Here is a 14490-nt window from a genome sequence, read left to right as displayed (position 1 = left end):
ACGTCGGGTGGATCGACCCGGAGCCCTCGGTTCGGTTCGGACTGTCGAGCCGCGGCGGCCTGTGCGCGCGATTGAGCAATTCTGGCTTCCGTTCTGGTCTGCGTTCGTGTCGATTCACACACGTTCGGTGGTGATATGGCTTTGTATCAATTCGGCGCGATCGGGCGACCGGATTGAAACAGGGAGAGAACCCGGTTCTACCGAATAGAACAAACCGTGAGTTCAGTGAACGAGTGTGTGGTGACTCTCGAATTCATCGTCCTGTACGACATGAACTCCCCTCCCCGCCAGGCGTACGACACGGTCGACAATGTCGGCGTCGATACTGCGCTCACATACCAACGCGAAACCGTCGGTCATCCGCTGAAAGCCGACCTGAAAATTCCGTGTCGAGCACCCCAACGGCTTACAAAGATACAACATCGGCACGGTTCTTTTGTGCAGTAATCATAAGAACCATCGATCACTGCCTCCAGCCTGTTACAGAAGTGACCGAGAGTGCTACCCGAGCAGATGCTATTCGGTCGAACGAATGACTCCGCACGACACATCGCTCGGCATTGTTTCGTTCGTATCCGACTCGGCGGTGCGATAAACCCACTGTTTACCGACTCGGCGTTTGTTTCAGGAGTCGGAGCGGCGACGTCCGGCCAGAAGCGTCGCGCCGAGCGCTCCGACGGCTGCCAGACACAGCACCAATTCCGATCCGAAGCCGATTCGAGTCGCGACGGTGAGGGATTGTCGCAGTACAACACTGGACACCAGCACGTCCGGGCTGAAGAGCGGCGTCTGCTGAAGGACGTCACCGTCCGGCGACACGATTGCGCTGACGCCACTCGTAGCGGCCACCACAACCGTTCGTCCGTGCTCGACGGCTCGCACTCTGGACATCGCGAGTTGTTGGTAGGTCATTTCGGTGTCGCCGAAGGTCGCGTTGTTGGTGGGTATGGCGATGAACTCCGCGCCCGACCGGACCGATTCCTCGAGTGCGCGATCGAATGCGACTTCGTAGCACGTTGCTATTCCGACCGCTATTCCCCCAGCGTGCACCACTCCGTTTCCGCTACCGGGGACGAAATAACCCGCTCGGTCGGCATATTCCGAAAACAATCGAAAAAAACTTCGGAATGGCAAGTATTCGCCGAACGGTTGAATAATCTTCTTGTCGTGCCGCTCACCGGGCCCGTCCGTACCGTTCCACGCAATCACCGAATTCGTGTTCGTACCATCGGCATTGACGAGTACGGTGCCGACGAGAATCGGGGCCCCCACAGCCACCGACGCCTGTGTGATGAGAGTCGCAGCGTCGGTATTTCTCAACGGATCGATATCGGACGCGTTCTCGGGCCACACGACGAGATCCGGGGCAGGTTGCCTGCCGGCCTCGACGTCGGCGGCCAATGTCATGGTCTCTCGGACGTGATTGTCCAACACCGCGCGGCGCTGTGCGTTGAAATCCAGACCCAGCCGCGGAACGCTTCCCTGGACGGCCGCGATCGTCACTGTCCGTTCGTCGCCCTCCGGCGCGTCGTTGCCGTGCAGCGTCGGTAGCAACCCCAGCGCCACGATGGACGCGATCGTCGTTGCGGCGACCGGTCCGAGGAACGAACGCGCTCCGTCTCGTCGACTGCCCGCGACCAGCAGCGCCGCCGTTCCGGTTCCGGTCAGTGCCACACCGAAACTGAGCAACGGTGCACCGCCGACGCTCGCCAAGGGAAGCAACCAGCCCTCGGGCTGTCCGAATGCCAATCTGCCCCACGGAAAGCCACCGAAGGGAACACTGGATCTGAGCCATTCGGTCAGGCTCCAGGCCAATGCCATCGACAGCGGCCACCATGCGCTCCGTGCCGACAACACACCGAGCACTCCGAACAAGCCGACGAAGACGGACTCGGCGGCGGCGAGCGCCAGCCACGGCATCGGTCCTACGTACACACCGATCCACGGGAGGAGCGGAACGAAGAATCCGAGTCCGGCGGCACAGCCGTAGCCGAATCCCCCTTTCAGCGATACCGACCTCCGGCCGCCGAAGCCGGTCAGGACGAGGGCCAGCAGCGCGATACCCAGCGGGGCCAGAAACCACAGGGTTCGCGGAGGGAAGCTCGCGAATATCAGTGCGCCACCGGCGACGGAGAGCGCCGTCGACATCGCGGTCCGGCGCAGCCGCTCCGCTGACGAGGCCACCGTCCCGACACCCGAAGCGGACTCAGTTCTCATGGATGACCTGTCCGCGGTGCACGGTCATCGAGCACTGTGGGCTCGTGGACGACGGGTCCAGACCGGGCAAGGGAGATACTCCTGCGCGTGGGTCCGTCGACCATCGTTGCACGCTGTCCGTGGGTGCTCGGACGACGAGTTCGTCGACCTCCCACACCGCGAAGGAGGCGGGCGCTCCCGGCACCAACGTCCCCGCCAATCCGTCGCGAACTCCGCCCGCTCGCCAGGCTCCGCGGGTACCGGCCGAGAAAGCGGCCCGAGGCGAGATGGCACTGCCCGGCGTGTGGTGATTGACCGCGGCTCTGACCGTCGCCCAGGGATCGAGTCGGGTGACCGGCGCATCCGAACCGAATGCGAGCGCCACCCCCGCCGATGCCAAGCGCGCGAACGGATGGAGCGCCGATGCACGGTCTGCGCCGAGCCGTGCCGAATACAACCCTCCCGAACCGCCCCACTGGGCGTCGAACATCGGTTGCATGCTGGCTATCACCCCCCAGGAGGCCAGTTTGTCGGCCTGCTCGGGCGTGACCATTGCCAGATGTTCGAGCCGATGCCCGCACGCGGCGACGGCTGGAGTTCCCAGCTCGGTCACCACCCGCTCGAATGCGGTGACGGCAGCCGAGATCGCAGCGTCACCGATGACGTGAAACCCCGCCTGGACTCCGGCGGACGTGCACGCCGAGATGTGTGCAGCGATCGAATCGACGTCCTCGTACGGCACGCCCGATCCGGAGCCGTCCGCATACGGCGACGACAACCACGCGGTCCGCGATCCCAGCGAGCCGTCGACGAAGATGTCACCGGCCAGCCCGTGAGCGCCGGTCTCGCCGAGCAGCTGCCGCGCCTGCTCGGCCGTCTCGACCAGCTCGCCCCAGTATCCGCGAACCTCCACCCCGTGTTCGGCGGCCATCAGTTCACGGAAGTCGTCGATACCCGACACGATCGGACCGGCACATTCGTGGACTGCGACGATTCCCTGCGCCGCAGCGCTGTCGAGCGCAGCCGTTCGAGCCCGATCCCGGGTGTCGGCTGTGATCATCGATCGTGCAGTCAGCCGCGCGAGGTGGTGAGCGGCAGCTGTGAGAGGGGACTGCTCGGAGAAGCCGGTGGCGGATTCCATTCCGGTCGCGGCGACGCGCAACGGCGTCGAGACGGCAGCCGAATGCGAATCGATGCGTGTGAGGTACACCGGGCGTCCCGGCGCTGCCGCGTCGAGGTCGACCGTCGACGGTGCGCGATGTTCGGGCCACGAGCTCTCGTCCCAGCCGTGTCCCCAGATCAGTGCGTCCGAGGACGACGATGCGTGCTCGGCGAGCACCCGCATGCAGTGTTCGAGCGAGGTGCAGCCGGACAGATCGAGTCCGATCGACGACAGACCCAGATCGGTGACGTGCACGTGAGTGTCGACGAACGCCGGTGCCACGAAGGCCCCCGCCAGGTCGGTGACGCGGACTCCTGGATGGAGCGCTCGCCCGGTGCGATCCTCACCGATCCAGCTGACGATTCCATCGGTCACGGCCATGGCGGTGGCGTCCGACGCCATCGGACTGTAGATCCGTCCGCCGCAGAACAATTCGGTGGTCACGAACGACCAGTCTGCCCCTACCGGTGTGGCTTCCGGAAATCCCCGGCGGCGGGATCGAATCGATCGGCCTCGATCACCTGTCCCTCGAGGATCAATGCAGAACCGGATGCATTCGGTGCTCGGCTGGCGTCGTCGACATGATCGTCGAGGATCTCACCGTCGATGACGGTGGGGCGCATGCGCCGGGTCGCGGTCGCAACCTGCGGCAACCAGCGTGCGGCGGCCCACATCACTGCCGGGCGCAGCAGCCACCTGGTCGGCGGGATCAACAACAGCAACCCGATCACCGTGGTCACCAGTCCCGGCACGAACATTGCGACCGACCCCGCGGCGAAGAGAGCGCCATCGGCCACGGCACCACCGGCCGATCGCTCGCCTCGGGATGCCCGCTGCAGACCGTCCAGCACACGTCTGCCCTGCGATCGCACCAGCAACGACCCGACCAGCGATCCGCCGATCAGCAGTACGACGGTCCAGAGCACACCGAGTGCGCTTCCCACGGCGACCAGCGCTGCGACCTCGACCACGACATAGAGTACGAACAGAGCGAGCATGACGGTCCTTTCTTCGCTTCACCGGTACAACGCGCGGGGCATCGAAATCGCTCCCGGGTGACCGGTTTGCCGGGAAATTCTCAGGAACCCGGTCGGACGAGGCCGGTTTCGTACGCCAGCACGACCGCCTGGACTCGATCGCGGATGTCCAACTTCGTCAGGATTCGACCGATATGGGTCTTGATCGTCGCCTCGGACAGATGCAGAACGGCCGCTATCTCGGCATTGGACAAGCCGGTCGCCAAGTGCACCAGCACCTCGCGTTCACGGCCGGTGAGCGAGTCGAGAACAGAGGCATCGGTGGTCGACGGAGTCTGTGCGACGAACCTCGAGAGCAAACGCTTGGTGACCTTCGGTGAGACGACGGCATCGCCTGCAGCCACGCTGCGAATCGCGGAGACCAGGTCCTCCGGTGGAGTGTCCTTGAGCAGGAATCCACTGGCCCCCGCCCTGAGCGCACCGAGGACGTGCTCGTCGAGATCGAAGGTCGTCATCACCAGAACCTTGGCGTCCGAACCCGATTCGGTGATGGTGCGGGTGGCGGCCACGCCGTCGACGCCGGGCATGCGGACGTCCATCAGCACCACTGCCGGTTCCAGTCTGGCCACGGCCTCGACGGCACCGGCCCCGTCGGAGGCCTCCCCCACCACCTCGATGTCGTCCTGCGCCTCGAGCACCATGTTCAATCCCATGCGCATGAGTTCCTGGTCGTCCACGACGACAACGGTGATCGGCACCGACCCAACCTAACCCTCACTCGATCGGCAGCGTTGCCCGCACGAGCCAATTGCCGTGTGGCGTCCGACCCGCGTGCAGGGTGCCTCGAAGCACCGCTACTCGCTCGCGCATTCCGAGCAATCCGTGTCCACCGCCGTCCGCCGACGTCGGGGTGCCCGAGCCGGTGCCGTTGTCGGAAATCTCGACGCTCACCTCCTCTTCTGCGCGAACCACTTTCACGACCGCGCGCGGCGCATGACCGGCGTGCCGTAGGACATTGGTCAGCGATTCCTGGACCAACCGGTGCACTCCGAGGCTGATCGCCGGGCTGATGTCGTCCAGGTTTCCCGTCTGTTCGAGCTCGACGTTCAATCCGGCGCGACCCATCATCTCGACGACACGGGCCAGGCCTGCGGTCCCGTACTGGGGCATGTCGTCCGAATCGGGAGACGTCCGCAACAATGCGACCGTACGACGTAACTCCGCCAGCGCCGATCGGCCGGTGGCGGAGATGTTGGCAACGGCCTGCTCCGCGCGATCGGGGTTGCGCCTGATGGCGTACGAGGCGCCGTCGGCCTGGACCACCATGACACTGACGCTGTGGGCGATGACGTCGTGCAGTTCGCGCGCGATACGCGTGCGCTCGGTGATCACGGCCTCTTCGGCACGGCGATCCCTGTCGTACTCGGCCACGACGAGACGGGCCTGCGTCGCTTCGTCGTATGCCCTGCGGGCACCGAGAAATTCCGCCGCAACCCACGACAGCGCATACATCAGCGCGCTGAACAACAGCGTCGTGATCACCGGTTGGGTGAACAGGTACAGGTTCGCGGCGGTGTACGCAGCGAGGGCGGCGGCATAGATCCCGCCCTGAACTCGACCGACGTACGCAACCAGCGTGTAGAGCATGATCGGTAGCGCCAGGGCGGCCGGGTGACCGTTGTAGGCATCGCCCACGAGGCTGCCCGCTATGTCGGAGCCGAGCGTGGTGACCAGAGTGAGTGCTGCGATCGAGCGAGGCAGACGACGCCGCCACGCGACGGGAATCGTCAGCACGACCGAGAAGACCAGGAACAACGGTCCGTTCAGACCGTCGACCGAGCTGACGAAGACGAGAATGTCGACGACGAACAGCCCGACCGCCAGCAGGGCATCGGCCACGAACGGCTGCCCACGGAGCCACAGACTGAATCGACGCATGTGATTGAGTTTGCCGTATGACTGCTGCCGACTGGGGATTGCTGATGGTCGCTGCCACGACCGCCGGTTGGGTCGACGCAGTGGTGGGCGGAGGTGGCCTCATCCTGCTGCCCGCGATTCTTCTCGTGGCACCTCAGCTCACGCAGCAGGCAGCGCTGGCGACGAACAAGGCGACGGCCGTATTCGGTACCGTCGCCGCCGTCGTCACCTTCGCGCGGAAGGTCTCGCTCGACTGGGCGGTGCTGATTCCGGCCGGCGTCCTCGCCGCCGTGGCTTCGGCGGCAGGCGCAGCTGCGGTGTCGTTGATCGACCGCGAGCTGTTCATCCCGATCATCATGGTCGTTCTGGTGGGTGTGGCCGTACTGGTCACCTGCCGTCCGACCATCGGTCTGAGCGCGGCATCGTCGCCGCCCACCCATCGCAAAGTTCTGATCGTCATCGGGTGCGCAGCCGCCGGAATCGGCTTCTACGACGGCATTCTCGGGCCCGGTACCGGAACGTTCCTGATCATCGTCTTCGCCACGATGCTCGGAACCGAGTTCGTCCGCAGCGCCGCGATGGCCAAGGTGATCAACGTCGGGTCCAACGTCGGTGCCCTCACCTTCTTCGCCGTCACCGGCAGCGTCTACTGGCAGCTCGGAGCGGCCATGGCGGTGTGCAACGTGTTCGGTGCCGTCCTCGGGTCGAGGACAGCGGTCGCCCGCGGTGCCGGATTCGTGAGAATCGTCCTGCTCGTCGTGGTCGTGGGCATGGTGATCCGACTCGGATGGCAACAATTCGGCTAGCGTCTTCAGGCGTGACGAGACAATCGGATCGATCGGTCGACGCCGACTTCCTTGCTCTGCCCCTGCAGGCCCTCGCGGACGCCGCCCTGAGCGCCGCCCGCTCGGCCGGGGCAACGCACGCCGATGTTCGCGTGCAGCGCTTGACGACTCAGTCCATATCGCTGCGCGACGGCTCCGTTCAATCCGCCATCGACGCCGGTGAGATCGGCCTCGCCGTGCGGGTCGTGGTCGACGGCACCTGGGGTTTCGCATCGCACGCCGAACTCGGCACCGACGCAGCCGCAGCCACGGCCCGCAGTGCGGTCGAGGTGGCCACAGCGCTGCGCACGCTCAATCGCGAACGCGTCGAACTCGCCTCCGAGCCGGTGTACTCGAATGCGACGTGGGTGTCGGAGTACAGCATCGACCCGTTCGAGGTACCCACCGCCGAGAAGGTGGCACTGCTGGCGGAGTATTCGTCCCGGCTGGCGGCGTCGGACGGCGTCGATCACGTCACCGCCTCGGTTCTGCAGGTCAAGGAGCAGTCGTTCTACGCGGATCTGGCCGGCAGCAGCATCACGCAGCAGCGGGTGCGACTGCATCCCCAGTTCGAGGCCACCACGGTTGATCGATCCGCCGGTGCATTCGAGACCATGCGCACCCTCGCGCCACCCGTCGGACGAGGTTGGGAGTACCTGGGTGAGGACAGCACGTGGGACTGGGCCGACGAGCTGGCCCGGATCCCCGAGTGGCTGGCCGAGAAGGTGAAGGCACCGTCCGTCGTGGCAGGACCTACCGATCTCGTCATCGATCCGACCAACCTGTGGCTCACCATTCACGAGTCGATCGGGCACGCAACGGAATACGACCGTGCCATCGGCTACGAGGCCGCCTACGCCGGCACTTCGTTCGCGACCCCGGACCAGTTGGGGACGTTGCGCTACGGATCGCCCATCATGCACGTCACCGCCGACCGTACCGAGATCAACGGCCTGGCCAGCATCGGCTGGGACGACGACGGAGTCGCGTCGCAGAGATGGGACCTGGTACGCGACGGGACACTCGTCGGGTACCAACTCGATCGAGTGTTCGCCCCGAAACTCGGTCTCGAGCGGTCCAACGGGTGCTCGTACGCCGATTCTCCGCATCACGTACCGATCCAGCGGATGGCGAACGTGTCGCTGCAGGCCGACCCCGAGACCGATCGATCGACCGCCGACGTCATCGGGGAGGTGGAGGACGGCATCTACGTCGTCGGCGACAAATCCTGGTCGATCGACATGCAACGCTACAACTTCCAGTTCACCGGTCAACGCTTCTACAGAATCCGCAACGGCGTGCTCGACGGCCAGGTGCGTGACGTGGCGTACCAGGCGACGACCACCGAGTTCTGGGGCTCGATGGAACTGCTCGGCGGACCGTCCACGTGGCGACTCGGCGGCGCATTCAACTGCGGCAAGGCCCAACCCGGGCAGGTGGCCGCCGTCAGCCACGGCTGCCCCGTCGCGTTGTTCCGCGGCGTCAACGTTCTCAACACCCGATCGGAGGCAGGTCGATGATCGCGCCGCAGCTCGTGATCGAACGTGCACTCACCTGCGCGAGTGTCGACGACACCATCGTGATCGTCACCGACTCCAGCGACGCGACACTGCGGTGGGCCGGAAACTCCATGACCACCAACGGAATTGCCACCTCTCGGCGCTGGGAAGTGATCTCGATCGTGCGAGAGGCCGACACCGTTCGAGTCGGCACTGTGTCGTCGACGAGTGTGGATCCCGACGACATCGAGGCAGTGGTTCGGGCGAGCGAGGCGGCGGCGCGATCGGCGGAGCCCGCCGACGACGCGATGCCCTTGCTGCCCATGGAGTCGGCCGCGGAACCGCACGACTGGGGCCGCAGTGCGCAGCACACGTCGATCGATGTGTTCGGCTCGCTGGCAACGCAATTGAACGTCGGTTTCGATGGCGAGGACACGCTGTACGGATTTGCGCAGCACACCGTCGACAACGTCTGGCTCGGAACCTCGACCGGTGTGCGTCGTACGTTCACGCAGCCCACCGGATCGGTCGAGATCAACGGCAAGCGATCCGGGGCGAGCGCCTGGGTGGGCACCGGAACCACCGACTTCGAGGACGTGTCGGTCGAGGCGATGTTGGCGGAGCTGTCCACCCGACTCGGCTGGGCCCGGAACACCGTCGAACTTCCCGCCGGTCGCTATCAGACTCTGCTGCCCCCGTCGGCGGTGGCCGACCTGATGATCTACCTGATGTGGACCATGGAAGGTCGCGGAGCGCAGGAAGGCCGTACCGCGCTCTCGCGTGCAGGTGGAACGCGAGTGGGCGAGAAACTCACCGATCTGCCGCTCACCCTGTTCTCCGATCCACACGCATCGGGACTCGAGTACGCGCCGTTCGTGGTGGCCGGGTCGTCGAGTGATTCGGTGTCGGTGTTCGACAACGGCATGGACATCGAGCGCGTCGACTGGATCCGCGACGGATCGGTATCCGCCCTCTCGTACCCACGTGCATCGGCGCAGAAGTTCGGAGCTCCCGTCGCGGTCCCGGGCGAGAACCTCGTTCTGACGGGCGGCACGGACGTCGGCCTCGATCAGATGGTTGCCGACACAGAACGCGGGCTGCTCCTGACGACGCTCTGGTACATCCGTGAGGTCGATCCGACATCGCTGCTGCTCACCGGGCTGACCAGGGACGGCGTCTATGCCATCGAGAACGGTCGAATCACCGGTGCGGTGAACAATTTTCGCTTCAACGAGAGCCCGCTGGATTTGCTACGCCGCGTCACCGAGGCGGGCGCAACGGAGGCGACACTGCCGCGCGAGTGGAAGGACTGGTTCACTCGCACGGCTATGCCGCCGCTGCGCATTCCCGACTTTCACATGTCGTCGGTCAGCGCCGCCCAGTAAGGCCGGTCCGAACTACTTGTCGGGTCCGGTGAGCTCGAGAGCGATATTGTCCGGATCCCTGAACTCGACGATGGACATGCCGGGCCCTGCGTCCTTGATGCCCTCGTGTGCGATGCCCAACTCGTCGAGCGTCTTCACGGCGTCTTCCAGCGCTGCACGGGTGTCGACGGTGAAGCTGAGGTGATCGAGCCCGCAACGGTCTTCGGCGAACGTGTCGTCGTTCGGTGCGACCGGGCGCAGACCGAGCAGGCCGCCGCCGAATTTGTAGATGACGCCGCCGAAGAGGAACCAGAGGGCCTTCTTGGTCTCTTCGTCCGCGTCGGGATCCCAGGCGTAGGCGACGTCGAAACCGAACACCGAGTCGTAGAACGACCGGGACCGGTCGATGTCGCTGACGGTGAGGCGAACATGGTTGTAATCGGTCACTGCGATAGGCACGTGGTGCTCCATTCCGGCAGCAGGGGAAGCTGCCTCACGAAGCATTCGGAACTGCGCATACGAGCGATGGTGCCGAGTTCTTCTCAGGCGGCGGTGATCGCCAGCCCGACGGAACCACTCTTGCCCCGGCGGAGCACGCTGCCCTTGACGGTGAGCCATCCGAGAATGCCGTACTTCGACGCGATGGCTGCACGTGCCTTCTCCGTCTGGGCCGCGTCGAGTATCTCGGCCCGTGCGTCGACCGCGTCGCCCTGGGGGTTACCGCGCATGTCGCACGGTGCCAGGGTGACTGCGGGGTTGCGGCGAATCCGCTTGACCTTCCACGAATCGGCCACCGTCCACACCAGCAGCCGATCCCCGTCGAGAGCACCCCACAGCGGGGTCGGCACCCCGGTGCCGTCCTTCTTGAACGTCGTCAGCAGTACGTACTTGCCCTTGGCAATGTCTTCGAAGGTGGCAGCCATACCGCTCAGAGTACGTCGCTACTCCCCTTCGAGCTCGCCCTCGGTTTCCAGATACACCTGGCGCAAGCCGTCGAGAACCTGCTTGTTCGGCTCGGTCCACATCTTTCGCTCGGCCGCTTCGAGCAGCCGCTCCGCGATACCGTGCAGGGCCCACGGATTGGACTGTTGCATGAACTTCTTGTTCTGCTCATCGAGCACGTACGTCTCGGCCAGCTTCTCGTACATCCAGTCCTGCACCACGTCGGTTGTCGCGTCGTAACCGAACAGGTAGTCCACGGTCGCCGCCATCTCGAACGCGCCCTTGTAGCCGTGCCTGCGCATGGCCTCGAGCCACCGCGGGTTCACCACCCGGGCGCGGAACACCCGCGCGGTCTCTTCCGACAGTGTGCGTGTGCGAACCGATTCCGGCCGTGTGCTGTCACCGATGTAGGCCTCGGGCGATTTTCCGGTCAACGCACGCACGGTTGCGATCATGCCGCCGTGGTACTGGAAGTAGTCGTCCGAATCTGCGATGTCGTGCTCTCGCGTGTCTGTGTTCTTGGCGGCGACGGCAATGCGCTTGTAGGCGGTGCGCATGTCGTCCGAGGCCGGAACGCCGTCGAGACCACGTCCGTACGCGAATCCGCCCCAGGTGGTGTAGACCTGCGCCAGGTCGTCGTCGCTGCGCCAGGTCTTGCTGTCGATCAACTGAAGCAACCCGGCGCCGTAGGTCCCCGGCTTCGATCCGAAAATTCTTGTCGTGGAACGTCGTTCGTCGCCGTGCTCGGCGAGGTCGGCCTGCGCGTGTGCGCGGATGTAGTTCTGCTCGGGCGGCTCGTCCAAGGCGGCGACCATCCGGACCGCATCGTCGAGCAGGGCCAGTACATGGGGAAACGCGTCGCGAAAGAAGCCGCTGATGCGGACCGTCACGTCGATGCGAGGACGGCCGAGCTCGACGAGGTCGATCACCTCGAGTCGCGTCACCCTTCGCGACGCCTCGTCCCACACCGGAGAGACTCCGAGCAGCGCGAACACTTCGGCGATGTCGTCGCCGGAGGTCCGCATGGCCGACGTACCCCACACCGACAGCCCGACGGATTTCGGCCACTCGTCGTGATCCTGGCGGTAGCGAGCGAGCAGCGACTCCGCCATCGCCTGCCCGGTCTCCCACGCCAACTTCGAGGGCACGGCCTTCGGATCGACGGAGTAGAAATTGCGGCCGGTGGGCAGCACGTTGATGAGTCCGCGCAACGGTGAACCGCTCGGACCCGCCGCGATGAAACCGCCGTCGAGCGCGTGCAGCACCTGGGCGATCTCGCGTGAGGTCCCGCGCAGACGCGGAACGACCTCGGATGCGGCGAACTCGAGAATCTGTGTGACCACGCCGCCGTGCTCGCCGGCCACCCGCGCAGCCGCGGCGGGATCCCACTGCGCTGCCTGCATCGCCGCGACCAACCCGTGGGCCACGGCCTCCACAGCGTCGACGCGGGTACGGTCCTCGTCGCCGTCCTCGCTGAGTCCCAGTGCTTCTCGCAGGCCGGGGACCGTCTGCTCTCCGCCCCACATCTGCCGGGCTCGGAGCATCGCGAGCACCAGCTCGACCTCGGCGTCTCCGACGGGTTCCTGGCCCAGGATGTGCAGTCCGTCGCGGATCTGTACGTCCTTGATCTCGCACAGCCACCCGTCGACGTTCAGCAGCATGTCGTCGAACACTTCTTCGTCGGGGCGCTCCTCGAGCCCGAGGTCCTTGTGCATCTGCGCCGCCGTCATCAGCGTCCAGATCTGCTGGCGGATGGCGGGCAGCTTGGCCGGGTCCAGTGCCGAGATGTTCGCGTGCTCGTCGAGTAGTTGCTCGAGCCGGGAGATGTCGCCGTAGCTCTCCGCGCGCGCCATCGGCGGAATCAGGTGATCGACGAGGGTGGCGTGCGCTCGGCGCTTGGCCTGCGTGCCCTCCCCTGGATCGTTGACGAGGAACGGGTAGATCAACGGCAGGTCTCCCAGGGCCGCATCGGTTCCGCAGGAAGCGGACATACCGAGTGTCTTGCCCGGCAGCCATTCCAGGTTGCCGTGCTTGCCCAGGTGCACCATGGCGTCCGCGCCGAAGCCGCCGTCGGCCTGCGTGGCCGAGATCCACCGGTAGGCCGCCAGATAGTGATGGCTCGGCGGCAGGTCCGGGTCGTGATAGATCGCAACCGGCTTCTCGCCGAATCCGCGCGGTGGTTGCACCATGATGACCACGTTGCCGAATTGCATTGCAGCGATGACGATCTCACCGTCCGGATCGGCAGACCGATCCACGTAGAGATCACCCGGTGCCGGGCCCCAATGCTCGATCACGCCGTCGCGCAGATCCGCGGGCAGCTGCTCGAACCACCGGCCGTACTGCGCGGCCGAGATGCGAATGGGATTGCCCTCGAGCTGGGCATCGGTGAGCCAGTTGGGATCCTGGCCGCCACGGGCGATGAGCGCATGGATGAGGGCGTCACCGTCGCGAGCAGCCAGACCCGGCACCGAATCCGGGCCGTCGAGCGGTCCGAGGTCGTAGCCGGCGGTGCGCATGTCCGACATCAACGCGATCGCGCTCGCCGGAGTATCGAGGCCGACGGCGTTTCCGATCCGCGCATGCTTGGTGGGGTAGGCCGAGAACATCAGGGCGATACGGCGATCGGCAGCCGGAATGTGCCGCAGCCGCGCGTGCCGTACTGCGATGCCTGCCACCCGAGCGGCACGCTCGTGGTCCGGGACGTACGTGGTCAAGCCGTCGTCGTCGATCTCCTTGAACGAGAACGGGACCGTGATGAGCCGGCCGTCGAACTCCGGGACGGCGACCTGCGTTGCCACGTCCAATGGAGAGAGTCCGTCGTCGTTCTCGGCCCACGTCGCGCGAGAACTCGTCAGACACAGACCCTGCAGGATCGGTACGTCGAGTGCGGCCAGCTCGGCGACGTCCCAGGCCTCGTCGTCGCCGCCGGCCGACGCTCCGGCCGGTTTGGTGCCACCTGCGGCCAGCACGGTCACGATCAGGGCGTCCGCCGACTTCAGAGTGTCGAGCAGGTCGGGTTCGGCCGTGCGCAGTGAGGCGCAGTAGATCGGGAGCGCGGTGGCTCCGGCGTTCTCCACTGCAGTGGCGAGGGCATCGATGTACCTGGTGTTTCCGGCCAGATGCTGGGCTCGGTAGTACAGGATCGCCACCGTCGGACCCGCGGAGTGCGGAGCGGACGATCGTTCGAGGTAGCCCCATGTCGGCAGGTGCCGCGGAGCGTCGAAACCGTGGCCGGTCAGCAACACGGTGTCGGAGAGGAAGTTGTAGAGCTGCTCGAGATTGTCGGATCCGCCCTCGGCCAAGTAGTTGTGCGCCTGCGCGGCCACGTTGGCGGGCACCGTCGAGATCTCCATCAGGTCCGCATCGGGTGTCTGTTCACCGCCGAGCACGACGACCGGCAGCCCGGTCGCCAGAACCGCTTCGATGCCCGACTCCCACGACCGTCGCGAGCCCAGGATGCGCACGATGATCAACTCGGCCGACTCGGCCATCGCCGGGATGTCCTCGGCGAGCAGCCGGGAAGGGTTGCCCCAGGTGAAGTCTGCTCCGCTGGCACGGGCGCTGAGCAGATCGGTGTCCGACGTGGACAGCAACAAGAACACGGGT

Annotated in this window: 11 protein-coding genes; 3 read left to right on the top strand and 8 right to left on the bottom strand. The window is 65.6% G+C overall.

From position 1 onward, the window contains the following. Positions 1 to 624: 624 nt before the first annotated feature. From lnt to ABZ677_RS15190, 5 genes are all read right to left on the bottom strand, one after another. Positions 625 to 2148 carry an apolipoprotein N-acyltransferase gene (gene lnt / locus ABZ677_RS15210; RefSeq protein ID WP_358370663.1) on the bottom strand — a complete coding sequence of 508 codons (1524 nt, stop codon included), beginning with the start codon at positions 2146 to 2148 and terminating at the stop codon, positions 625 to 627. Positions 2149 to 2206: 58 nt separating this feature from the next. After that, on the bottom strand, positions 2207 to 3760 hold the full coding sequence (locus ABZ677_RS15205; protein ID WP_358370660.1) for an amidohydrolase: 1554 nt from the start codon (positions 3758 to 3760) through the stop codon (positions 2207 to 2209). 59 nt (positions 3761 to 3819) lie between these two features. Beyond that, positions 3820 to 4356 (bottom strand): FxsA family protein, encoded by a 537-nt coding sequence (locus ABZ677_RS15200; RefSeq protein ID WP_037189285.1) that lies wholly within the window; start codon positions 4354 to 4356, stop codon positions 3820 to 3822. Positions 4357 to 4436: 80 nt separating this feature from the next. Continuing rightward, a complete protein-coding gene (locus ABZ677_RS15195) occupies positions 4437 to 5093 on the bottom strand; it encodes a response regulator transcription factor (protein ID WP_358370588.1) in 657 nt (218 codons plus the stop codon). 16 nt (positions 5094 to 5109) lie between these two features. After that, the gene (locus ABZ677_RS15190) at positions 5110 to 6273 is read right to left on the bottom strand and encodes a sensor histidine kinase (protein ID WP_037189287.1); all 1164 of its coding nucleotides are present in this window, start codon (positions 6271 to 6273) and stop codon (positions 5110 to 5112) included. A 17-nt stretch (positions 6274 to 6290) separates the two neighbouring features. On the opposite strand from ABZ677_RS15190, the gene ABZ677_RS15185 reads away from it, so the two are divergent. The 3 genes from ABZ677_RS15185 to ABZ677_RS15175 are packed head-to-tail and all read left to right on the top strand — an operon-like array spanning position 6291 to position 9960. After that, a complete protein-coding gene (locus ABZ677_RS15185; protein WP_094634414.1) occupies positions 6291 to 7058 on the top strand; it encodes a TSUP family transporter in 768 nt (255 codons plus the stop codon). Positions 7059 to 7069: 11 nt separating this feature from the next. Then, on the top strand, positions 7070 to 8596 hold the full coding sequence (locus ABZ677_RS15180; protein ID WP_358370584.1) for a TldD/PmbA family protein: 1527 nt from the start codon (positions 7070 to 7072) through the stop codon (positions 8594 to 8596). Beyond that, a complete protein-coding gene (locus tag ABZ677_RS15175) occupies positions 8593 to 9960 on the top strand; it encodes a metallopeptidase TldD-related protein (RefSeq protein ID WP_358370581.1) in 1368 nt (455 codons plus the stop codon). The genes ABZ677_RS15180 and ABZ677_RS15175 overlap by 4 nt, the downstream gene beginning before the upstream one ends. A 12-nt stretch (positions 9961 to 9972) precedes the next feature. Here ABZ677_RS15175 and ABZ677_RS15170 read toward each other — a convergent pair whose 3' ends face one another. From ABZ677_RS15170 to cobN, 3 genes are all read right to left on the bottom strand, one after another. Then, complete coding sequence (locus ABZ677_RS15170) at positions 9973 to 10410, bottom strand: VOC family protein (protein WP_212556210.1); 438 nt, start codon at positions 10408 to 10410, stop codon at positions 9973 to 9975. A 71-nt stretch (positions 10411 to 10481) separates the two neighbouring features. Then, complete coding sequence (locus ABZ677_RS15165; protein WP_094634411.1) at positions 10482 to 10862, bottom strand: PPOX class F420-dependent oxidoreductase; 381 nt, start codon at positions 10860 to 10862, stop codon at positions 10482 to 10484. Between the two features lie 18 nt (positions 10863 to 10880). Further along, entirely contained in the window at positions 10881 to 14486 is a 3606-nt protein-coding gene (gene cobN, locus ABZ677_RS15160; protein ID WP_358370577.1) for a cobaltochelatase subunit CobN, read from the bottom strand. Positions 14487 to 14490: the final 4 nt, after the last annotated feature.

It is taken from the genome of Rhodococcus sp. NPDC006774 (assembly GCF_040636045.1).
GTDB lineage: Bacteria > Actinomycetota > Actinomycetes > Mycobacteriales > Mycobacteriaceae > Rhodococcoides.
The sequence above is the reverse complement of the archived record's forward strand: the minus strand, read 5'-3'. Positions and strand labels throughout refer to the sequence as shown.